Below are 22,153 nucleotides of genomic sequence, written 5' to 3'. Positions count from 1 at the left end.
GGGCGAGCCAAGTGGACCAACCGGTGGAAGCGGGCGCTGAATGCCTTCGAGGTGACCTTCGAGGGCCGGCTGACCCCGACACGCCGCTGACCAGGAAAAATAGTTACACCCTTAACTTGACACACCCCGCAGATCCACTTCGGCGTGCACGAGGGCGAGTACCTCTACTCCCTGTGGCACGACGGCGAGCTTGTCATCGACGAAGAACAGGGCGAGGCGAACACCACCACGGAGGGCCTCGACCCGGCCAAGGGCGAGCTTCGCGCCAAGATGACCTACGAGTCCGTGAACAACGAGGGCCACAACCTCGTCTTCGACGAGACCCACGACTACGAGGCGCCCGAGGACTGCCCGCCCGCGGATGAGGCGGAGTGCGTCACCGTGGTCGAGTGCGTGGAAGCGCTCCTCGACGACGGGATCATCACCACCGGTGCTGAGGTGTACGTCGTGGTGAACGGTGTCTACTACCTGTGCACCGTGGACGCTGGAGGTGAGGTGGCGTACGAAGAGGTCACCGAGGACGATGCCACCTCCGACGACAGCGGCGAGGTGTACAGGATCGACGCCTACGGGGTGTGGTGGTGCATCTTGGACGGCTCCTGGGAGCAGGTGACCGAGGTGGTCGCCACCACGGGCGACGAGTCAGGCAAGGGCGAGGGCGAAAAGGATGAGGAGGCCGACGGAAACGGTGGCGACACCGGAACCGCGGACGCCAATCCCGTCTCCTCCGGCTCCGACAGCCTTCCGGTGACCGGTGCGGCGCTCGCCGGACTCGTGGCCGCCGGGCTGACCGCCCTGGGCGGTGGCGGGGTTGCCCTGTACCTGGCCCGCAGGCGCAAGGCCGCCGTTGACAACGGGGGCGTTGACGACGAGTAAGGCCGTGCGCCGATTTGAAGGCCCCGCCCAGCACTGGGCGAGGCCTCCTCTCTTCTCTGAGAGCCTGGTGACAGTGGGTGTTGGGCTCCCTTGCCGTTGGGGCCCTTGGAATGTTCCCCTTTCAGCGTGGGCGGGAGGTCCGCGCGGGCGGGGGTTTGTTGTTGGGTGCGGGTGGTTTCCCCGTTTCCTGCCGCTTGATGGTGGCCGTCTCCGCTGCGCGCCTCAAGGTCGTCGCCGTCGTAGCGCTGGCGCGCTATCGAAGGGCGCTCCACCTTGACCCGCTTCGCTGCGACGGCGGGTCGGCGGCAGTCAGGAAACGGGGGACGTGTGGTCGGGGCGGCAGACGCTCCGGCCTTCGGCCGGGAACGGCCCGGGCCTACGGCCCGAAGGGGGCCGGGCTTCGCCCGGTCCGGCCGTGGCCGGCCGGATTCCCGCCCATCCGCCCGGCATCATCGGACAGCGCGTCGCAATCCAGTGACCAGAGGGCGACGAAGGGCCCGAGCAGGCCGGGCACGGGCCTGAGCACGTCCCACCGGGCTTTCGGTCAGGCGTGGCCCCCCGTTTTCGACGATGATCTTGCCCCTGGTGCCACCCTCGCCCGTCGAGGGTTGAGACAGGGGCAAGATCATCGGGGATGAACCGGTTTCGGACGCAGCGGTCACCTTCACCGGATGGGTTTCGGATGCTGGGGACGCAACGGGATCCCCGCCCCCTGGTGGGAGCCACCCGGGGCGCCGAACCCCCACGCAGAGGCATCCGGGACCAGTGAACCCCGCACTCAGAAGCACACTCGGCCCACAATGCCTCCAGCAGGGGGGTCGATGCCCTGGAACCTACAACCGACCGCGCCACCCCACACCTGGCCGGTCCACCGGCACCACCAGCCCGACCCACCGCCGAGCCGACAGACCGGTGGGACGCGCCCGGCCACTCGAGCACCTGTTCGGCCCCTTCGTCGCTGGCTGGCCACTGGATTGCGACGCGCCTGCCGACACAACCAGGCGGAAGGGAAGGAATCCGGCCGGCCACGGCCGGACCTCCGGGCCGAAGGCCGGACCGGGCGAAGGCCGGACCTCCGGGCCGAAGGCCCGGGGCCCGAAGGGCCCCTACGCCTCCCCGACCACACGTCCCCCGTTTCCTGACTGCCGCCGACCCGCCGTCGCAGCGAAGCGGGTCAAGGTGGAGCGCCCTTCGATAGCGCGCCAGCGCTACGACGGCGACGACCTTGAGGCGCGCAGCGGAGACGGCCACCATCAAGCGGCAGGAAACGGGAAACCACCCGCACCCAACAACAAACCCCCACCCACGCAACCCCCCACCCGCACCGAAAGGGGCACACCCCAAGGGCCCCAACGGCAAGGAAGCGCAACACCCACTGTCACCAGGCACTGAGAGGAACACCGCACCCGGGAAATCGCAGGTCCAGACCAGCGCGTAGGACAACCTGGGCTCCTACGTCCGGACCGTGCTCCGTCTAGTCGACGATTCCGTAGCGGATCTTCTCCTCGCAACCGACGGGATCGCCGGTCTGCGCGGTGCAGTCCGCACTCTGATCCTCGATGCTGGGTACAGGCAGGTCTTCGAATTCGTCGAACAAGCCTGGACGTTCTCAGATGCCTAACAGTGCGCTACGCCGATCAGGGTGCCCACATGGTCAGCCTCCGGTGCTGGCTCCACCCACACCCGCGCTCGGGCGAACCCTGCCGCGCGCAGCATTTCTTCCCACGCCTCAGGCTGGGCTGCCCATTGGTGCAACCACACCCGTCGTCCGCGGAAGCCGCCCCCGTACATGCCCTGTGGCCCCGAGGACCCGGGAACCGGCTCGGCATGGGAGAAGACCAGCCGACCACCCTGCTCCAACCTGTCGAGCACCAGCGGCAGCAGCTTGACTGGGTCGCAGAACCACACCGCCCCCATCACAGCGCGCGCAGGGCACTCCGATAGTTACACCTGCAGGAGACGTGCGGCGTCGGACAGGGTGGAGCGCGGCGCCTCCTGAAGCAGGGCGCCAGCCTCAGCGAGCTGGCGTTCGGCACGCACGGAGCCCACCTCGGCAATTCTTGGCAGCACACGGTTCACCAGGACCTCCTCGGCCTCCGGCCAGGCTCGCGCATGCGCGAGGGCCCACAGCAGGCTCGTCTGCGCGATGATTTCCGCCCGCTGGTATCCCGGACCGTCCGCAGCCGCGGTGAAGCGCTCGGCCGACCGCGGCCACTCCCCCAGCTCTGCAAGAATCATGCCGTGGTGCCAGGCGATCTCCGGAACACTCACCCACCACGCCCAGGCCGGGTCGCCGGGCCGGGGTCCCTCCAGGTAGCGGCTATAGGTCTCGCCGATGAGCGCCTGCGCCCGGGCGCGCTCGCCCCTCTGCGCGGCGGCGCGGGCCCGGCGCAGGGTGAACAGGGTGGCCACTGCCCCGGCAACGTCCTCGTCCGCCACGGTGCCGCAGACGCTCTCGGCCTCGGCTGGCCGGTTCAGGTGGACGTCCTGCATGGCCAACTGGGACAGCGCGAAGTACTCCATGGACCGGTCCCCTGCGGAGCGCGCCGACCGCACGGTTTCCAGAGTCATCCGGCGCGAGAGATCCTGCCGTTCGGCGTCGAAGCAGATCCACCCGGCTACTTGGTGGGCCTCGGCCGAGGCCGCGAGCACGTCCCGGTCCGCGCGGGATGGGGCCTGCGCTGCCCTGTGCGCCCGGACGGCGGCACGCACCGAAGGGCCCACAAGCTCCCGGGCCCCGAACCTGGTGTCGAGCGCGATGACACGGGCGCTGCTCGCCCGGATCGCGGCTGCGGTGTGGCTCGGCACCGGGGTCCCGGCAGGCCGCGGAGGAAGGCCTTGGCCGCTGGACGGGATCACGAAGTGCTCTCCTCGGGGATGAGGCCTGGAACTGTGCCGATCCTAAGGCGGACCACCTCATCCCCGTGCACGAACTGGGGCCCGGAGCCGGGCGCGTCAGCTGGTGGCCAGGGTGCGTCCCAGCAACGGCAGCAGGCGGTCCCAGTGGCGCCGGAGCGCGGAGGCGTTGAAGGCGTCGGTGTCGGCCATAGTGAAGCCGTGGACGGTGCCCGGGTAGACCTCGCACGTGTGGCCGACGCCCGCGGCGTCGAGGGCCTGGTTGAGCTCGCCGACGGCCTCGGGTGTCATGTCGTCCTCGGCGAGGCCGATGTGGACCTGGGCGGTGATGTCGGCGGCGAGGCGGTGCGGGCTGTCGGGCGCTTCGGTGACGAGTTCGCCGGGGTGGAATCCGGCGACGGCGGCGACCTGGTCGGGGTGGGCCGCCGCGGTGCGCAGCGCCAGGACGGCGCCCATGCAGTAGCCCATGACGGCGACCGGTCCGGGGCTGACCTCGGGCTGGGCGGTGAGGAACCTGAGGTAGGCGTCGGCGTCGCGCAGGGCGCGTTCGGGGGTGTGCGCCTGGATCAACGGCATCAGTTCGGCGAAGACGGCGGGCCGGACCTCCTCTCCGATGTGCTCGGGGAGTTCGACCACCGGTGTCGGGCCGTGCCGGTAGTAGAGGTTGGGGACGAGGACGTAGTGGCCCTGGTCGGCCAGTTGACGGGCCGTCTTCTCCAGCACGGGCCGCACGCCGAAGGCGTCCATGTACAGGAGCACGCCCGGGTGGAGTTCGCCTTGGTCGGGGTAGGCGGCGAAGGCGTCGGCTCGGCCGTCCGCGGTGGGAATCTGCAGATTCTTTGTGGGAATGGCGGATCTTCCTTCCTTGGTCCGGTGCAGTACACCGCATCAACCGGGGTTGAGGTCAAGGGACAGCGCGAAGGACCGTGGAGATCGGTCTCCGGCCGCGCGTGCCGTCCGCCGCGGACAGTCGTGGCCCGACTTCAGCTGGACCGGTCCCCGTGCTGGGCATCGGCCGGGGTCGTGGGGATCCACCATTCGCGCCCGCGCGGGGTGGTCACGTACTCGGGCCATCGGAACCCGGTCGGCGGTTCGTAGTCGCACAGGGGCGGAATCCACTCCGTGCCGCCGATGCCGCCGCCCGTGCGGTCCTCGAACTCCCGCTGGGCGTCGGCCAGCACGTCGGGCCGGGTCAGGAGGTCGAGAACGGTCGCGCTGATGGTCCGGCCGGCCGCCCGCCATGTCGGATCGATGGTCTCCGGGATGCCTCCGAGCGCGTTCATCGCCCAGTCCGGGTACGAATACCCCTCTGGCGCGTTGAGCATGGCGCGTCCGACGTACATGCGGGCCGTGGGCGCGTGCCAGCAGTACTCGGTGTAGTCGTCGGTGGTGGAGTACTTCACCCACGGCGGCAGGGTCTGGCGCAGCTGTCGCTCGGCTTCCCAGGGCTCGATGAGTTCCGAGCAGGCGGGCAGGAACGGCCGCTCCATCGGCTCGAGGCCGAGGTTCGCCTGGATCTGGCGGGCGGCGGATTCGGCCTCGGCACCGAACTCCGGGGGGCCGGTCAGCTGCATGTTGGCGTAGGTCACCTCCGCCATGGCGTGGTTGCCGAGCCCCGGGCGCGACTTGGACACCCAGTCGCGCCTCCAGTTGCATCCGGTGACCTGTGCCGCGGACTCCGCGATGCGGTCCAGGGCCTGCGTCAGCGTGTCCAACTGGTCCAGGTCGGCCAGGCGGCAGGCGTACTGGAGCTGGGCGACGTGCGCCGGGAGGTTGTCCGATGTCGCCTGCCCGGCCGTCAGCAGTGCCTCCGAGACCAGCCAGCCGCTGTCCGAGGGCAGGATGTTCTCCCGGGTCATCTTGCCCATCGTGTACATCATCACGAGAGCGTCGTTGGCCCCCGGCGCCCGCGGTGCCGTGTGCGCCTGCGGGATGGGGGCGCCGCCGGGTGCTGACCGCCAGTGGTGCGGTTCGTCGCAGGTGAAGGTGTAGACCATGCAGTAGTTCGGTCGGCAGTGGGTCTCCCAGCGGACGGTATTGGAGAAGGGCAGCATGTAGGCGGGGTGGAAACTGAGGAAGGCGTCGACGCCGTCGTAGTATCCGGCGGCCGCGTGGAGGGGTTTGGAGCCGCGGACCTTCTCGGCGGGCTCACCGAAGAACACCAGGGAGCCGTCGATGCCGTGCGCGGTCATCGCCTCTTTGGCTCCGAGGAACCCGGCCAACGATCCGATCGCCAGGGCGCTGTGCGGGTCCGTGTGGCCGGCGGCCCATCGGGACAGGCCGGCGCGCGGTTGCTCGCTGGTCGCGGCGGCCTGGCAGTTGCCCGGCACGGCGTCGTACTCGGCGTAGCCGCCGATCGTCGGCCCTCCGGTGCCGTGGGAGAAGCGAGCGGCGAACGCGGTCGGCATGCCGCCGGATTCCTCCTCGACCTCGAATCCGTGGTCCCGGAGGATGCCCTTCACCAGCTCCGCCGACTCGTACTCGCGCCAGGCGGGTTCGGCCAGGTGCCACAGCTCGCTGTGCCAGGCCGAGAGACGGTCGAGGTGGTCCTCGATCCAGTTGAGCGCGGTGTCCTTCTGCGGCGTCATCGCCGCGGGCACCGACGGGGCGGTTCTGTTCACGTCACGCGTTCTCGCGGTGGACACAGGGACCCAGCCTTCCTCGGACTCGGGGATGCTCGAACTCAGGTGTGCTCGCCGTGCCCGCTGTCGCGGGTCGCCGTCGAAGACCGTTCGAAGAGCGACAGGGGAACGTGGACCAACTGGACGCCGCCGGCCTCCAGAGCCCGACGGACCGCTGCGGGCACGTCCCCGGCCGTGGCCACCCGTGTTCCCGTTCCACCGAAGGCGTCGGCGAGCCGGACCCAGTCGGGCTGGGCGAGTCGGACGCCGATCGGGTCGATACCGCGGTCGGCCTCGTTCTCCTCGATCTCCCGGTAACCGCCGTTGTCCGCGCACACCACCACCAGGTCGATTTCCTGCTCGACGGCGGTCATGAGTTCCTGGACCGAGAACATGAGCGCACCGTCTCCGACGACGCACACGACCGGGCGGTCGGGTCGGGCGGTCTTCGCGCCGATCGAGGCGGGGAGGCCGTAGCCCAGGGTCGCGTAGGTGGCCATGTACAGGTAGGAGTTCGGGTGCTCGAGGGTCACGAAGTTGGCTGTGCCGTAGTAGCAGACCTGTGAGGAGTCCGCGCCGAGGATGACGTCGGCGGGCAGGCCGGCCGCGACGGCTTCGGCGCAGGTGCTCGAGGTCGGGCTCCACTCCCGCCCTTGGGCGTCGATGCGGGTTCGGGCCTGTGCGGCTCGCTGCCGACCGTCCTGGCGCTGCCCGCCGTCGTTGCCGGTGTGCGCCGGGAGGGCTTCGTGCAGCTGCGTCAGGACGGCGCCGCAGTCGCCGACGATGCCGATCCGCGCGGTGATGTTCTTGTGCAGTTGTGCTGCGGCCCGGTCGATCCGGATGACCTGCCCGGACGGGTGCAGCCGGCCACCCCACAGCTCGGCCTCGCCCATCTTCGAGCCGGCCACCAGGAGTACGTCCGCGTCGTTGACGAGGTCGTGCGCGGCTGGCAGGCGCAGGGCGGCGCCCACCGCGAGGGGGTGTGACTCGGGCAGTACGGCGCGGCCGTTGAGGGTGGTCACGACGGGGGCGTCGAGCCGTTCGGCGACCTCGCGCAGGACCTGGGCCGCTTGGCGCGAGCCGCCGCCCGCGAGCACCAGTGGCCGGGCCGCGCCGGAGAGCAGTGCCGCGGCCCGCTCGACGTCTGCCGCATCACCGGTCCGGGGCGCGGGGGCCGGCCGGGCCCGGAGCAGCTCCGGCGGGCAGTCGCTGCGGTCTTCGAGCACGTCGAGCGGGACCTCGATGGCGACGGGGCGCGGGCGTCCGGTGCGGAACTGCTCGAGCGCGTCGTGCACGGCTTGCACGGCCTGGCGGCCGGATTCCACGCGTTGCGCCCACTCGACGACCGCGTCGGCCGCGCCGCGGGTGTCCTTGGTTTCGTGCAGTGCGCCGGTGTCGGCGTGCTCTGCTCCGAGCGGCACGCCCGGGGCGAGGACGATCAGGGGGCGGGATTCGGCGTAGGCGGTCGCGGCGGCGGACAGGACGTTCAGCAGGCCGGGGCCCGACGTCGTGATGACGACCCCTGGAAGGCCCGTCTGCAGCGACCATCCGTCGGCGGCGAAACCGGCGCCCTGCTCGTGGCGGGTCGTCACCGGGCGGATGCCGAGCTCGGGCAGGTGACGGTAGAACTCGAGGTTGTGGGTGCCGGGGATGCCGAAGACCGTGTCGATCCCGTATTCGCTCAGCACCGTCAGTACGTGCCGACCCACGTTGGCGGAGGGCGCGGCGTCGGCCCCGGCCCGTGGGCCGGTCGCGGGCTCGTTCACGGGTCGACGTCTCCTTCCGTGTCGTAGGCCGGTTGCCCAGCGACCCAGGTCGACCGGACGGGGATGGCGCTGATCTCTTCGGGGTCGGCCTGGAGCGGGTCGGCTCCGAGCACGGTGAAGTCGGCTCTCTTGCCCACGGTGAGCGAGCCGAGGTCTTCCTCCCTGCCGAGTGCGTGGGCGCCCGCGATGGTGTGCGCTTCGAGGGCCTTGCGCACCGGGATCCGCAGGGCGTCGGGCCCGAGCCGGTTGCCTTGTGCGGTGCGGCGGGTGGCCGCGGTCTGGATCGCCTGCAACGGCAGCGGGTCGGCGACCGGGGCGTCCGAACTCAGCACTACGGGGACACCCGCCGCGGCGAACTCACCGAGCGGGTTGAACCGTTCCCCGACGGTGCCGATCCCGTCGGTGACCCCCTCACCCCAGTTGTAGTAGTGCTGGGGCTGGTTGACCGGGAGGATTCCGGCGTCGGCCATCCGCGCGATCTGTGCCGGGGTCGGGAGCCCGCAGTGTTCGATGCGGTGCCGGGCATCGGGCCTCGGGCAGTCCTCTTGGGCGCGCTCCACGGCGTCGATCACCATGGCTATGGCATCCGGTGACTGCGCGTGCGTCGCGGTCTGGAGTCCCGCTTGGTGCGCGCGGCCGATGAGCTTCTCGTACTCGGCGGGCTCGTGGTAGAGCATGCCGGTGCGGCAGGGGTCGCCGGCGTAGCCTTCGGGGAAGTAGGCGGTCCAGCCGCCGAGCGTGCCGTCGGCGTAGAACTTGAAGCCCGCGAAGCTCAGGCGGTCGTTGCCGAAGGCGCCGTGCATCCCGGTCGCGAGGACGTCTTCGAGCAGGTGCGAGAGGAAGTACATCGAGTACCGGATGCGCAGGTCGCCGACCTCGGCCAGGCGCAGGTAGGTGTCGAACTCGCGTTGGCTCACTTGGGCGTCGCCGACCGTCGTCACTCCGCCGGACAGGAACGAGTGCTGAGCGGTGCGCAGCTGCTCGATGTGGTCCTCGACGCTGTCGCCCAGGTGCAGGTTCGGGCCGTGGTTGGCGACCTTGACCCCCGTGATTCCGGTCAGGATGTTGCATGCCGCGTCTGAGAGCTCTCCGGTGAGTTCGCCTTCGGCGTCCCGGTGGAACTCCCCGCCCGGCGGGTTCTCGGTCTCCCGTGTGATGCCGTGCTTGGTGAGGGTGTAGGAGTTGACGACGCCTCCGTGACCGGAGGCGTTCATGAGGTAGACCTCGCGGTCCCGCGCGACCAGGTCGAGCTCGTGGCGGGTGGGATGGCGCCTTTCTTCCAGGTTGTGGAGCTCGTAGCCGTAGCCGCGCACGGGGCTGTCCCCCGGCATCTCGCGCCCGCGCTGCTGGAGGCGGGCGATGATCTGCGGGATCGTTCGTGCCTGTGCGGGCCCGCAGTCCACCCAGGTGCGCGTCTGCCCGTGCATCAGCGGATGGGCGTGCGGATCGACGAAGCCCGGTACGAGGGTCGCGCCGTCGAAGTCGGTCTCGCGCGGGCGCCCGAGTCCGAGCGCCGTCGCGGCTCGGCGGCACTGGTCGGCGGTGCCGAGCGCGGCGATGCGGTCGCGGGCGATGAGCATCGCGTTCGCTTCGGGGCGGGTGCCGTCAAGGGTGTGCAGGCCCCGGGCGGTGACCAGGGTTGGTGTCCAGTCCGCCGGGGCGTCGTCGAAGGTGTGCAGCTTGCGCAACGTTCTCCTGCCTCACGTGTCCTGGTCGGGCGCCGATCCGCCCTGCTGGTCCTGTGCGGCTTTGGCGGCCACGTCCTCCTCGAAGGTGTCATCGGTGCGCTGCGGGGCGGCGGCCAGGCTGACGAGGCTGACGAGGGTCATGGCGCCGAACAGTCCGATGACGCTCCAGATGGTGCCGGTGGCGTTGAACAGCGCGGTGGAGGTGACCGGGGCGAGGCCGCCCCAGATCGCGGCGCCGACCGCGTAGGACACGGACAGGCTCGTCTGGCGTGCCTGGGGGTCGAACATCTGCGCCAGGATCGACGCCATCGGTGCCCAGGCGAAGTTCATCAGGATGCGCACCACGGCGAAGAGCACGAACATCAGCACGATGTTGTCCGGGTCCATCGTCACGAACATCGGCACGACGAAGACGGCGGTCAGCAGGAGACCGACGAACATGGCCCGTTTGCGGCCGACCCGGTCGGCCAGGGCGCCGATGAGCAGGGTGGACAGCAACTCGCACAGCGCGGCGACGGTCAGGATGGTGAGGATGTCGTTCTCGCTGATGCCGACCCCGAAGGCGGGCTCGGTGCCGTAGGCGGTCGCGAAGGTGGTGACGATGTAGTAGCCGCCGGTCGAGATCGGGATGAGGCCGACGCCGAGCAGGATGATCTTCCAGGTCCGCACGATCGCCGACTTCAGCGGCAGTTCCTGGTGGACGTCCTCGGCGACCTCCGTCTCGAAGACCGGTGTCTCCTCCACGCGGTAGCGGACCCAGAAGCCGACGGCGATCAGTACCGCGGACAACAGGAACGGGATGCGCCAGCCGCCGGCTTCCAGGAACTCCGAGCCGCGGATGGTCAGCAGCGCGAAGATGCCCGAAGCCATGAGAGCGCCCATGGGGTTGCCGAGCTGGGGGAAGGCACCGTAGAAACCCTTGAACCGGTCGGGCGCGTTCTCGACCGACATCAGCACGGCGCCACCCCACTCGCCGCCCACGGCGATTCCCTGCAGGGCCCGCAGGAAGATGAGCAGGACGGGGGCCAGGACACCAACGGTCTCGTAGGTGGGCAGCACGCCGACCAGTGTGGTCGCGACCCCCATCAGCAGCAGTGTCAGCACCAGGGAAAGGCGCCGACCGTGCCGGTCGCCGACATGCCCGAAGATGAAGGCGCCCAACGGGCGGAAGAAGAAGCCGACCGCGTAGGTCGCGAATGAGTAGAGCACGCCCGTGATCGGATCCGCGTCCGGGAAGAACAACGGGCCGAACACCAGAGCGGCCGCGGTGGCGAAGATGTAGAAGTCGTAGAACTCGATCGACGTTCCGACGAACGAAGCCGATCCCGCGCGCAGTGCGCGGCGGTGGCTGAAGGTCTGGGCTCCAGGTGAACCGGTGCTCATTGCACATACCGCCTTGGGAGGGAGGCGAAGGCCTGGTAACGGGTCATTTCGGCCACAGACCTTGTCGTTGCCATGCCTGGTGAGTGCGTGTGAGCCTACGAGTGTGAACGGCGGCCAACAAGGGCATCTCTTTCGCGCTGGGTCGCCGATTCAGTAATCTTGCACGAACGAGCGCCAGCCTCTTCGGTGGAACGGTGAGGTGCGGGCAGCCGACACCACTGAACTGCGCAGTATTTCTTCAGAAAAGAACCCCGCGGAAGGTGGGGACCGTTGGCGGAATCTTCGATTGATCTTGACCAGCGGCTGGTTGCGGCCCTTCACCAGTCACCCCGCGCGAGCGTGGTCGCCCTTGCCGAGTCGCTCCACGAGCCGCGCGGCATGGTCGCCGAGCACGTTCGTGACCTGGTCGAGTCCGGTGCGATCCGGGTCGTCGCCGCGGTCCATCCGCGGTTTTCCGGCCTGCACGTGATCGCGCACGTGTCCGTGGCCACGCGGGGGCCGCTCCACGACGTCGCCGCGGTCGTGGCGTCGTGGCCGGAGACCGTCCTGGTGTCCGTCGTCGCCGGTGTCTACGACTTCATCATGGAGGTGCGTGTACGCACCCACGACGAGGTTCAGACCCTCCTCGCCCAGGTGCGGAGCCACCCGGCGGTCGTCCGGACCGACACGGTCGTCTACACCAACGTGCACAAGGGCTACCTCGAGCACGACCGCTTCGATCCGATCCGGATCGACGAGATCGACCGCCTCCTCCTGACCCGCCTGCAGCACGACGGCCGGGCGAAATGGCGGGACCTCGCGGAACAGGTAGACCGCTCACCTTCGGCTGTGCGCGCACGGGTCCACCGCATGCTCGAGGCCCGGATCGCCCGGCTGGTCGTCGTGCAGGAGCGCGGTCACTTCGGTCGGCTCCTCACCATGGGTGTCGGCATGACGCTGTGTGCCGACGCGAACGATGTGCTGCCCCGCCTGCGCGACGACGGGCACGTCGAGTTCGTCGTCGCCACGATCGGCCGGTTCGATGCCGTGGCTACCTTGCAGGGGTCGAGCCCGGTCGAGCTGGACGCCGCGCTCGAGCGCCTTCGCGCTTTCCCGGGAGTGACCGGGTTGGACACGTGGACGCATCTGCGCTCGGTCAAGGAGGACTACACCAGCCGGTTGTGACTTGCTTGGACGGGCCCGGCTCAGTTTCGGTCCGGGGCGGGCAGGCGGCGCAGCCTGAGGGCGATGAGCCCGGCGAGCACGGTCAGTCCCATGGCGAAGAGCAGGGCGCCGTTCCAGCCGACCGCGTCGTAGACCAGGCCGCCGATCCAGCCGAAGAGGCTGGAGCCCAGGTAGTAGGCGAGGGTGTAGATCGCCATCGCCTGTGCCCGTCCCCGTACCGCGTGGGAGCCCACCCAGGCCGAGGCGGTGGCGTGGGCGGAGAAGAAGGCGAAGGTCAACAGGAGCAGCGCGGCCAGCAGTGCCGGCAGCAGCGTGGTGAACAGGCCGCCGAACCCGGCGAGCATGAGCAGGGTCGCGGTGGCGAGCACCCCGTAGCTCCCCCAGCGGACGGTGGCCGAGCCCGCCACCGCCGAGCCGAGCATTCCGGCGGTGTAGGCGAGGAAGAGCAGGGACGCCGTCGCCTGGGACAGCCCGAAGGGTTCGGCCATGAGGCGGAAGCCCAGCAGGTTGTACACGGTCATGAAGGCGCCCATGAGGAGCAGCGCCTGGGCGTAGAGGGCGGGCAGGCCGCGGGTGGTGATCGCGGCGCGCATGCGCTGGCCCATACCGGGCCCGGGAGGGGTAGCGCCGGAGGAGGTCCGTTCGGCGCTGGCGGGTTTGGGCTGGCGGGGCAGGACCAGCACGAAGACGCTCAGGGCGATGAGTCCGAGGATGGTGTTGGCGGCGATGCCCCACTGCCACCCGCCGAGGTCGGCGGCGAACCCGGCCAAGAGGCGCCCGCCCATGCCTCCCAAGGGGTTTCCGGCGATGTAGAGGCCGGTGGCCTTGGGGGCGTCGGCGGGGTGGATCTCCTCGGCGAGGTAGGCGACGGCGGCCGCAGGGACCCCGCCCAGGGCCGCGCCTTGGAGGGTGCGCAGCAGCAGGAGGAGCCACAGCTCGGTGGCGAAGGGGGCGAAGCAGCCCATCAGGGTGGCCAGGAGCAGGGAGAGCGCGATGACGCGGGCGCGGCCGATGCGGTCGGCGGCTCCGCTCCAGACGAGGGTGAACCCGGCTAGCCCGCCGGTGGCCAGGGACACCGCCAGGGCGGCCTGGCCCGCGGAGGTGTCGAAGCCCGTGGCGATGGCGGGCAGGATGGGCTGGACCGACCAGAGCTGGGCGAAGGTGGCCACGGCGGCTGCGACGAGGGCGATGACCGTGCGCCGGTAGCGGGTGGTCCCCGCGCGGGGGCGCGCGTCGTGGGACGGGGTGGAACTGCTGGTCACGGTCATGCTTCCACGCTAGAAAGCGCGCTTTCATACGTCCAATGCATGCTTTCACGTTGATGCATACTGTTGTGCATGAATAACCCGGATGTGGACGCGCTCGCGCAGGTTCTGGGGCCGCGGTTGCGGATGATCGCGGCGGTCTCGGAGACCGAGCACGTCACGCACGCAGCCCAGTCGCTGAACATGCCGCAACCCACGCTGAGCAGGGCTTTGGCCCGGTTGCAGGAGGAGCTGGGGATGGCGTTGGTGGAGCGCACGGGGCGGGGGATCCGGCTGACGCGGGCCGGCCGGATGCTGCTACCGCACGTGCAGCGGGCCCTGGACGATCTGCGCCAGGGGGTGGCCGAACTCACGGGCTCCGAGGAGGGCCGGGTGGCGCTGACCTTCCTGCCCACGCTGGGGGTGGAGGTGGTGCCGGTGCTGCTGCGGGGTTTTCGGGCCGAGCACCCGGGGGTGCGGTTCACCCTGACCCAGGAGGCGTGGGCCGAGTCGTTGCGCCGCCTGGCCTCGGGCGGCGCGGACCTGGCGCTGACCTCGCCGCTGCCATCGGGGCCCGGGCTGGCCTCGTCGGTCCTGCACACCCAGTACCTGCGTCTGGTGGTGCCCGAGAACCATCCGCTGGCCGCCGCCGAGGACGGGGTGGCGGCGCTGTCGGCCGCCCGTGACGAGTTCATCCTGCTCAAGCCGGGTCGCGGGGTACGGCATCTGACCGACCGGCTCAGCGACCGGGCGGGGTTCACCCCCAAAGTGGCCTTCGAGGCCGACGACATCGCCACGGCGCGCGGCCTGGTGGCGGCGGGACTGGGGGTGTCGGTCCTGCCCGCCCGCCCTAAGGGGCCGCTGGGCGGGACGGTGGAGCTGCGTATCCGGGACGGCGAGGCCGAGCGGGAGGTCGGGGTGGTCTGGCCCGAGGACGGTTCGGGCGGGGGCTACGAGCCCCCGGCCGTGGCCCTGTTCCGCGACTACGTGCGCCGAGTGGGCCCGCAAGTCATCCCCGACCTGACCGGGTAGCCCCCGAACAGCCGCGATCTTGCCCCTGTCTCTACCCTCGGCCGTCGAGGGTGGAGACAGGGGCAAGATCATCGCGGGTTTAGAAGGGGTAGCGGGCCGGGTCGGCCTGCATGGTGATCCACTGGGTCTCGGTGAAGGCCTCCAGGTTGGCGCGGGTGCCGCCGAAGCGCGAACCCGTACCTGAGGCCCCCACCCCGCCGAAGGGGGCCACCGCCTCGTCGTCGACGGTCTGGTCGTTGATATGCACGATGCCGCTGGGGATGCGGTCGGCGATCTCCATGCCCCGCATCGGGTTGGTGGTGACCACGCCCAAGGACAGGCCGTAGGGGGTGGTGTTGGCCAGCTCGACCAGGTCGTCGACCGAGGAGAAGCGCACCACCGGGGCCACCGGGCCGAAGACCTCCTCGGCGTAGGCCGGGGTGTGCGGGTCGACCCCGTCCAGGACGGTGGGCCGGTAGTACAGGTCCTCGTAGGTGCCGCCCGCGCGCAGGCGCGCACCGTTCTCAACGCTGCTGGTGACCAGGTGGTGGATCTTGTCGCGCTGTCCGGCGTCGATGATCGGGCCCAGCGCCGCGCCGTCCTCCTCGGTGCTGCCCACCACGAGCGCTTCCGCCTTGGCCGCGAGCCGCTCGACGTAGGCGTCGGCGACGGACTCGTGCACCAGGTGGCGTCCGGTCGTCATGCAGATCTGGCCCTGGTGCAGGAAGGAGCCCCAGGCACCGATGGAGGCGGCCGAGTCCATGGCGGCGTCGTCCAGGATGACCAGCGGCGAGTTGCCACCCAGCTCCAGGTGGGCGCGCTTGAGGTGGCGGGCGGCAGCCTCGCCGACCTTGCGCCCCGCCGGAGTGGAGCCGGTGAAGGAGATGACGCGCACGTGCGGGTCGGCGACCAGGGCTTCACCGGCCTCGACACCGCCGGGCAGCACCTGGAAGACGCCCTCTGGCACGCCCGCCTTCCGGAAGACCTCGGCCAGGACGGCGCCGCCGCCCACCGCGGTGCGCGGGTCGGGCTTGAGGATGACGGCGTTACCCAGGGCCAGGGCCGGGGCGACCGAGCGGATCCCCAAGATGAGGGGGACGTTGAACGGGGCGATGACCCCGACCACGCCCGCCGGGACCTGGCGGGAGAAACTCAGGCGCGGCTTACCGGTGCGCAGGATCTCGCCGTGGGGCTGGGAGGCCAGCGCGGCGGCCTCGAAGCACTCGCCCGCGGCGACGTGCACCTGGAAGCCGGCCATGCCGGCGGCGGCCCCGCCCTCGCGGCGCAGCCAGCCGATGACCTCGTCCTCGTGGGCCTCCAGCAGGTCTCCGGCGCGGCGCATGACGGCGGCGCGCTCCTCGAAAGAGGTGGCGGCCCATGCGCGCTGGGCGCGGGCGGCCCGGGTACCCGCTTCGTGCACGTCCTCGGCGTTGGCGATACCGGTGCGGCCCAGGACGGTACCGGAGGAGGGTGAGACGACCTCGGCGTCGCCGCCCTTGGCGGCGGTCCAAGTTCCGGTGAAGATGGCGGAGGTGTGCTCTTCGGCGGCGAGCAGACTCACGGTGGTTCTCCCTCTGTGTGGTGGCGGCGCGCTTTTCGGGTGGCTCCGGGGTCGGCGGCCGCCTCAGGTGGCGGTCAGGCGGCTCTGGCGGCGGATCGCCGCTCAGACAGCGGGTTGGCTCTCGCCCTTCTTGGCCCGCTGGATCTGGGCGTAGACCCGGGCGCGCAGCTCGGTGAAGCGCTCGTCCTGGCGGGTGGTGAGCTGGTCGCGTTCCACCGGCAGGTCCACGGTGATGTCATCCTGGACGACGGTGGGCGATTTGGACAGCACCAAAACCCGCTCTCCCAGGTAGACGGCTTCGTCGATGTCGTGGGTGACGAACAGGACGGTCACGCCCAGGCGCTGCCAGATCTCCCGGACCAGGTCCTCGAGGTCGGCGCGGGTCTGGGCGTCCACGGCGGCGAACGGCTCGTCCATGAGCAGCACCTGCGGCTCGTAGGCGACCGCTCGGGCGATGGCCACGCGCTGCTGCATACCGCCGGAGAGCTGCCAGGGGTAGGAGTCTGCGGCGTCGGTCAGACCGACCGCTTCCAGTGCCTCAGAAACCAGTTCGGCGCGGCGCGCCTTGGACAGCTTCTTCTCCTTGAGGGGGAGCTCGACGTTGGCCCGCACGCTCATCCACGCGAACAGGCTGCGCCCGTACTCCTGGAAGACCACGGCCATACCCGGCGGCGGAGCCAGGACCGGCCGGTCGGCCAGCTCGACGCTGCCTTCGGTGGGCGCCATAAGCCCGGCGATGCACTTGAGCAGGGTGGTCTTGCCGCAGCCGGACGGGCCGACCAGGCAGACCAGCTCGCCCTCGGCGAGTTCGAAGGTCAGGTCGCGTACGGCCTCCACGGCCGTCGCGCCCCCGTTGTAGATCTTGCGCAGGCCGGTGACCTTGAGCATGGCGGGACGTTCTCCTTGGTTGTTCACGGTGGCTACTCCCCCCGGTTGGCGGCGCGCAGGCCGCGGTACCAGCCCAGGACGCGCCCCTCGACGAGCTCGAAAAGGGACGAGAGCACGAAGCCGATGATGCCGAGCAGGACCATGCCCGCCCACATCTCGGGAATGGCGAAGGTGCGCTGGAACTGCACGATCGCGAAGCCCAGGCCGCTGGAGCTGGCGAACATCTCGCTGATGACCATGAGGATGATGGCCAGGGCCAGCGCCAGGCGCAGCCCCGCCATGATCTGCGGGCTGGCCGAGCGCAGCACCAGGACACGCAGCCGGGTCAGGCCGGAGACGCCGTAGCAGCGGGCGGTGTCGGACAGGACCGGGTCGACGGCGCGCACACCCTCGACGGTGTTGAGCAGGATGGGCCATACGCAGCCGAAGACGATCACCAGGATCTTCATGCCGTCGTCGACGCCGGCGAGCATGATCATCAGCGGGACGAGCACGGGCGGCGGGATGGCGCGCAGGAACTCCAGGACGGGTTCGACGGTGGCGCGTACGCGTGCGTCCAGGCCGAGCAGGACACCCAGTCCGACACCGATGAGCGCGGCGAGCGCGAAACCGACGAGGAGGCGGCCCAGGCTGGGCAGGACGTCGACGAAGAACCGGTCGGAGAACCACAGGTCGGCGAAGGCCGACCCGATCTCGGCGGGGGTGGGCGTGTAGAAGCTGGCCCCGGGCTGGGCGGTGAAGGCCCAGTACACGCCGATGAGCACGGTCGGCAGCGCTAGGACGTGCAGGACGCGCAATCCGGGTCCGGGTGCTCCGGTGCGGCGGCGAGCGCGCCAGGCCGAGGCCTTGGCGGGTCCGGCCTCGCCGTCCCCGTGCCCGGTGGCGTGGGGTTCGACGGTGGTGGGCTGGCTCATGCTGCGGCCTCCCCGCGGACGGACGTGTGCCAGTGCAGGACGCGGCGTTCCAGGGCGCGCACACCGATGTTGATGAGCACGCCGAGGATGCCGGTGGCCACGATCCAGGCGTAGACGAGGGCGACGGCGCCGCCCTGTTGGGCGTTGGTGATCTGGTCCCCGATGCCGGGTGAGCCGATGACGAGCTGGGCGGTGATGGACAGGATGAGTCCGACCGCCGCTGCCAGGCGCAGTCCGGTCATCAGGTAGGGCAGCGTCGTGGGCCACACGACGTAGCGGATGCGGGACAGGCGGCTCAGCCCGTAGGAGCGGGCGGTCTGTTCGGCGACCGGGTCCACGTCGGCCACTCCGTACAGGACCTGGATGTAGATCAGCCAGAAGCAGGCGTAGATCACCAGGAGCAGGGTGGAGCGGATGTCGGTGCCGTAGACGAGCACGGCGAGCGGGATGAGTGCGACCGAGGGGATGGGCCGCAGGAAGTCCACCGTGGACGTGGTGAAGGCGCGCAGGCGGGGTGTGGACCCCAGTGCGAAGCCGAGCAGGACCGCGGCGGCGAAGGCGATGGCCAGGCCGAGCGCCCATCCGTACAGGGTGTGCCCCACGGCCGCCCAGAACGGGGCGGTGGTGGCGCGTTCGGCGAGGGTGGTCAGGACTTCTGAGACCGGCGGGAAGTAGCGTTCGGGAACCAGCCCCAGGCGGGGCGCGAGCTCCCACAGCGCGAGCAGGCCGACGATCCCCAGGGTGCCGAGCAGCGGCCGGTTGGGTGCCGAGCTCTGCACACGGGGGTGTCCGGCGCCGTCCGAGCGTGCGCTCTCGGCAGGTGTGGTCTTGGGGTGTGTGGTGTCTTTGGCGGTCATCGGATCAGCGATTCGAGGTCGGGGTCTTCGATGATGCCGTCGGTGACCATCAGGTCCCCCAGGGTCCCCAGGGCGTCGCGGTCGATCTCTTCGGGAAAGCGCGGCCAGCGCAGCTGGTCGAAGAGGTCGGGGTCGATCTCGGTGTAGGTGCTGAGGGTCTGCGCGGTCTCGTCGGGGTGGTCCTCGGCGTAGGCGAGGGACTCGTTCATGGCCTCGGTGAAGGCGTCCACGGTCTCGGGGTCCTCGGCGATGAGCTCATCGGAGGTGAAGTAGGTGGCGATGGAGAGGTCGGAGTGCATGTCCACGAAGTTGGCGGCGACCTCGGTGGCGCCTTGTTCGAGGGCGATGGTGAGGAAGGGCTCGACCACCCATGCGGCTTCGACCTGTCCGTTCTCCAAGGCTCCGGGCATGTCGGGGAAGGCCAGTTCCATGAAGTCCAGGTCTTCGGGGACCCCGCCCGCCTCGCGCACGGAGTTGCGCACCGAGGTGTCGCCGATGTTGTTGAGGTTGTCGATGGCCACGGTGGCGCCGTCCAGGTCGGACGCGTCGGTGGCGTCGCTGTCAGCGGGCACGACCAGGGCGCTGTAGTCGGTGTCGGCATCGCCGGTGGTGGTCATACCGTTGGCGACCACGGTCAGGGGCAGGCCCTGATCGCGGGCGATGAGGATGGAGGCGAGGTTGCCGAAGGCGAAGTCGAGTTCGCCGCTGACCACGCGGGGGACGGTGGTCGCGCCGCCGCCACCGGTTTCGATGTTCAGGTCCAGGCCACGGTCCTCGAAGAACCCCTGTTCCTCACCCAGGTAGATCGGGGCGACCGCGGTGATCGGCAGCACGCCCACGTCGAGGGGGGTGAGACCGTCCTCGGTCTCGGCGGTCTCGCCGTTGCCGCAGGCGGCGGTCAGGGTGAGTGCGGCGCCGGCGGCGATCACGCCCAGCACGGTCTTGTTGGCGGTCATGTAGTTCTCCAGGAACGGGCGGGGTGGTGCGGTTGCGGGTCAGTGCAGGAGGCCGTCGAGGTCGGGGGCGTCGTCGATGAGCCCGTCGGTGACCATGAGGTCGGCCAGGACACCGACCGACTCCTCGTTGACCTCCTCGGGGAAGCGGGGCAGCACCATGTCCTCGATGAGGTCCGGTTCGATCTCGGTGTAGGTGGACAGGATGCGGCGGACCTCGTCGGGGTTGTCGTCGGCGTAGGCCATGGACTCGTGCAGCGCCTCGGTGATGGCCTCGAAGAGTTCGGGGTCCTCGGCCATGCGGTCCTCGGCCGCGAAGTAGGCGGCGATGGACAGGTCCGGGTGCGTGTCCACGAAGTTGGAGGCGATCTCGCGGTGTCCGGCCTCGAGGATGGTGGAGCCGAAGGGTTCGACCGCCCAGACGGCGTCGATCTGGCCGGTCTCCAGTGCGGCGGGCATGTCCGGGAAGGGCAGTTCGACGAAGTCGACCTCGGCGGGGTCCCCTCCGTCGGCGCGCACCGACTGGCGGACGGTGGTGTCGCCGATGTTGTTGAGGTTGTTGGCGGCCACCGTCAGTCCCTCGAGGTCGGCGGCGCTCTCGACGTCACTGTCGTCGAGCACGAACACGCCGCCGAAGTCGGCGCCCTGCTCCCCGGCGCTGGTAACGCCGTTGGAGAGCGTCGTCAGGGGTAGCCCCTGTTCGCGGGCGACGACGAGGGAGACGATGTTGCTGAAGGCGAAGTCGAACTCGCCGCTGACCACCCCGGGGACGATCGCGGCCCCTCCGGAGCCGGACTCCAGTTCCAGGTCGACGCCGCGGTCCTCGAAGAAGCCTTGGTCGACGCCTAGGTAGATGGGGGCTACGTCGAGGATCGGGATGACCGCCGCGGTGACGGCGGTCATCTCGCCGTCGTCGGCGTTGTCGGCTTGGGGGCTGCATGCCGTGGCGGCAAGCAGCGCCGCTCCCGTGGCGAGGGCGGCCAACGTCGGGCGCATCAGGACTCCAGCTGGTGAGAGGGATGGGGGTGCGCGACTACGAGAAATGTACGCTAGGCGAACATGTGTTCATCTTGTGAACATAGGTGATGCGCATCACCAGGTCAAGGCACGGATCGGGCACGTTTCAGACTGGTGAACAGCGGAAGATCGGATGACCATGCCTGGTCAGGGCGTTCCTCGGCGACACACGGGCGCCGACGCGAGCACCGGGCCACTGGCCGCGGCGGCCCGGGCGGGATGGGTCAGACCGGGCGGCCGGGGGGCAACGGGCGCACAGTCAGCGGGAGGGCGAAAGGAAGGCGGCGCCACGGCGCGAAATCTGCGACAGGGGCCGTGGTCCGGGCCAGGACGGGACCCGGACCACGGGGCTTATCTCCCCGCACCAGCGACCCCATACTCGGGAGTACCCGAGGCAATGTCAACATTCGCACATCATTTACGGACCCGAAAGATTCTCATTTATCGAGGAGTGCGCCGTAAACTGCGGCGTTGGGGCACGCACCAACCAACGACAGGAAGAGCGGGATGCGCAGGGTAAGAAGGCGAGGGCTGGCCCACGAGGCCGCCGATCGCGTCCGGGAATCCATCCTCGAGGGACGGGTCCCGCCCGGAGCGCCGCTGCGCGAGGTCGAACTGGCCGCCTCCCTGGACGTCAGCCGAGGTTCGGTGCGCGAGGGACTGGCCATCCTGGAGCGGGAGGGCCTGGTGCGCAGCGAATGGCACCGGGGAGCCCGGGTGATCGAGCTCAGCCCCACCGACGTCGACGAGGTCTACACCGTCCGCGCGGCCCTGGAACGCCTGGCCACCACCACCGCCGCCCAGACTATGACCCCCGCCGTCCTGGCCGACCTGGACTCCCTGGTCGAGGCCATGCGGCGGGCCGTGGAGGCCGACGCCGACGAACACACCCTGCTAGCCCTGGACATGGCCTTCCACGACCGCGTGTACGAGGCCGCCGGAAACAGTCGCCTCCTCGACTCCTGGAACGGTGTGCGCTCACAGGTGCACCTGTTCCAGCGGACCCGTATCCGCCGGGCCCAAGCCCAGTACCGGGACCTCCTCGTCGCAGAGCACCGCGAACTGGTGCGGCTGCTCAGCCGAGGGGCCAGCCCAGCACTGGCCACGGCCGCGGAGGAACACGTGGACTCGGCACGCCGGGCACTGGTGCACATCCTGACGGAGTACGCACCGGACGGGACCGGGCCTCCCGCACCGCCGACCGACGACTCCCCCTCCTGAGCGGAAGCCACTCTGGACCCGCGACTCCCCCACACGGCCACTCATGTTCACCCGCGTAGCCGATTCGGACCACCCGCACGGCCCGCTCGGACCCGGCCAAGCCACCAGCAGCGGAATAGGATAGCCTAACCAA

18 protein-coding genes are annotated in these 22,153 nt (G+C 70.1%); 4 read left to right on the top strand and 14 right to left on the bottom strand.

Translation table 11 applies throughout. The annotated features are described in order from the left end of the window. Nucleotides 1-144: 144 nt before the first annotated feature. Nucleotides 145-876: an LPXTG cell wall anchor domain-containing protein gene (locus ACYVDG_RS11075; RefSeq protein ID WP_460749180.1), complete on the top strand. Its 732-nt coding sequence runs from the start codon at nucleotides 145-147 to the stop codon at nucleotides 874-876. Nucleotides 877-2,350: 1,474 nt separating this feature from the next. Here ACYVDG_RS11075 and ACYVDG_RS11070 read toward each other — a convergent pair. From ACYVDG_RS11070 to ACYVDG_RS11040, 7 genes are all read right to left on the bottom strand, one after another. Continuing rightward, nucleotides 2,351-2,473, bottom strand: a complete 123-nt coding sequence (locus tag ACYVDG_RS11070) for a hypothetical protein (RefSeq protein WP_460749178.1) — start codon at nucleotides 2,471-2,473, stop codon at nucleotides 2,351-2,353. Between the two features lie 347 nt (nucleotides 2,474-2,820). After that, complete coding sequence (locus tag ACYVDG_RS11065) at nucleotides 2,821-3,735, bottom strand: DNA-binding protein (protein WP_460749175.1); 915 nt, start codon at nucleotides 3,733-3,735, stop codon at nucleotides 2,821-2,823. Between the two features lie 96 nt (nucleotides 3,736-3,831). Continuing rightward, on the bottom strand, nucleotides 3,832-4,560 hold the full coding sequence (locus ACYVDG_RS11060; protein ID WP_460749193.1) for a dienelactone hydrolase family protein: 729 nt from the start codon (nucleotides 4,558-4,560) through the stop codon (nucleotides 3,832-3,834). Between the two features lie 155 nt (nucleotides 4,561-4,715). Further along, a complete protein-coding gene (locus ACYVDG_RS11055; RefSeq protein WP_460749172.1) occupies nucleotides 4,716-6,353 on the bottom strand; it encodes a zinc-binding metallopeptidase family protein in 1,638 nt (545 codons plus the stop codon). 62 nt (nucleotides 6,354-6,415) lie between these two features. Beyond that, nucleotides 6,416-8,119, bottom strand: coding sequence for a thiamine pyrophosphate-binding protein (locus tag ACYVDG_RS11050; protein ID WP_460749170.1), 1,704 nt, complete (start codon nucleotides 8,117-8,119; stop codon nucleotides 6,416-6,418). Beyond that, nucleotides 8,116-9,807 (bottom strand): amidohydrolase, encoded by a 1,692-nt coding sequence (locus tag ACYVDG_RS11045; protein ID WP_460749167.1) that lies wholly within the window; start codon nucleotides 9,805-9,807, stop codon nucleotides 8,116-8,118. Before ACYVDG_RS11045 ends, ACYVDG_RS11050 begins: the two co-directional genes overlap by 4 nt. A 12-nt stretch (nucleotides 9,808-9,819) precedes the next feature. Then, a complete protein-coding gene (locus ACYVDG_RS11040) occupies nucleotides 9,820-11,190 on the bottom strand; it encodes an MFS transporter (RefSeq protein ID WP_460749164.1) in 1,371 nt (456 codons plus the stop codon). 270 nt (nucleotides 11,191-11,460) lie between these two features. Between ACYVDG_RS11040 and ACYVDG_RS11035 the strand changes: the two genes are divergently transcribed. Then, a complete protein-coding gene (locus ACYVDG_RS11035; protein WP_460749161.1) occupies nucleotides 11,461-12,354 on the top strand; it encodes an Lrp/AsnC family transcriptional regulator in 894 nt (297 codons plus the stop codon). Nucleotides 12,355-12,374: 20 nt separating this feature from the next. On the opposite strand, the gene ACYVDG_RS11030 is transcribed toward ACYVDG_RS11035, so the two are convergent. Further along, nucleotides 12,375-13,622, bottom strand: coding sequence for an MFS transporter (locus ACYVDG_RS11030; protein WP_460749158.1), 1,248 nt, complete (start codon nucleotides 13,620-13,622; stop codon nucleotides 12,375-12,377). Between the two features lie 69 nt (nucleotides 13,623-13,691). On the opposite strand from ACYVDG_RS11030, the gene ACYVDG_RS11025 reads away from it, so the two are divergent. Next, nucleotides 13,692-14,630 carry a LysR family transcriptional regulator gene (locus ACYVDG_RS11025; protein ID WP_460749155.1) on the top strand — a complete coding sequence of 313 codons (939 nt, stop codon included), beginning with the start codon at nucleotides 13,692-13,694 and terminating at the stop codon, nucleotides 14,628-14,630. Between the two features lie 79 nt (nucleotides 14,631-14,709). Here the strand turns inward: ACYVDG_RS11025 and ACYVDG_RS11020 are convergent, their stop codons facing one another. The 6 genes from ACYVDG_RS11020 to ACYVDG_RS10995 all read right to left on the bottom strand — a co-directional run bounded on the left by ACYVDG_RS11020 (nucleotide 14,710) and on the right by ACYVDG_RS10995 (nucleotide 20,778). Continuing rightward, entirely contained in the window at nucleotides 14,710-16,170 is a 1,461-nt protein-coding gene (locus tag ACYVDG_RS11020; RefSeq protein WP_460749153.1) for a benzaldehyde dehydrogenase, read from the bottom strand. Nucleotides 16,171-16,272: 102 nt separating this feature from the next. Continuing rightward, the gene (locus tag ACYVDG_RS11015) at nucleotides 16,273-17,058 is read right to left on the bottom strand and encodes an ABC transporter ATP-binding protein (RefSeq protein ID WP_460749191.1); all 786 of its coding nucleotides are present in this window, start codon (nucleotides 17,056-17,058) and stop codon (nucleotides 16,273-16,275) included. A gap of 32 nt (nucleotides 17,059-17,090) precedes the next feature. After that, complete coding sequence (locus ACYVDG_RS11010; RefSeq protein WP_460749151.1) at nucleotides 17,091-17,972, bottom strand: ABC transporter permease; 882 nt, start codon at nucleotides 17,970-17,972, stop codon at nucleotides 17,091-17,093. Further along, on the bottom strand, nucleotides 17,969-18,829 hold the full coding sequence (locus tag ACYVDG_RS11005; protein WP_460749148.1) for an ABC transporter permease: 861 nt from the start codon (nucleotides 18,827-18,829) through the stop codon (nucleotides 17,969-17,971). The genes ACYVDG_RS11010 and ACYVDG_RS11005 overlap by 4 nt, the downstream gene beginning before the upstream one ends. Next, nucleotides 18,826-19,785 (bottom strand): ABC transporter substrate-binding protein, encoded by a 960-nt coding sequence (locus ACYVDG_RS11000; protein WP_460749146.1) that lies wholly within the window; start codon nucleotides 19,783-19,785, stop codon nucleotides 18,826-18,828. The genes ACYVDG_RS11005 and ACYVDG_RS11000 overlap by 4 nt, the downstream gene beginning before the upstream one ends. A gap of 39 nt (nucleotides 19,786-19,824) precedes the next feature. Further along, a complete protein-coding gene (locus ACYVDG_RS10995) occupies nucleotides 19,825-20,778 on the bottom strand; it encodes an ABC transporter substrate-binding protein (RefSeq protein WP_460749143.1) in 954 nt (317 codons plus the stop codon). A gap of 492 nt (nucleotides 20,779-21,270) precedes the next feature. Here ACYVDG_RS10995 and ACYVDG_RS10990 point away from each other — a divergent pair, with 492 nt between their 5' ends. Continuing rightward, nucleotides 21,271-22,020 (top strand): GntR family transcriptional regulator, encoded by a 750-nt coding sequence (locus ACYVDG_RS10990; RefSeq protein ID WP_460749141.1) that lies wholly within the window; start codon nucleotides 21,271-21,273, stop codon nucleotides 22,018-22,020. The last annotated feature ends 133 nt before the right edge of the window (nucleotides 22,021-22,153 follow it).

The organism is Nocardiopsis oceani, from assembly GCF_054777395.1.
The sequence above is the reverse complement of the archived record's forward strand: the minus strand, read 5'-3'. Positions and strand labels throughout refer to the sequence as shown.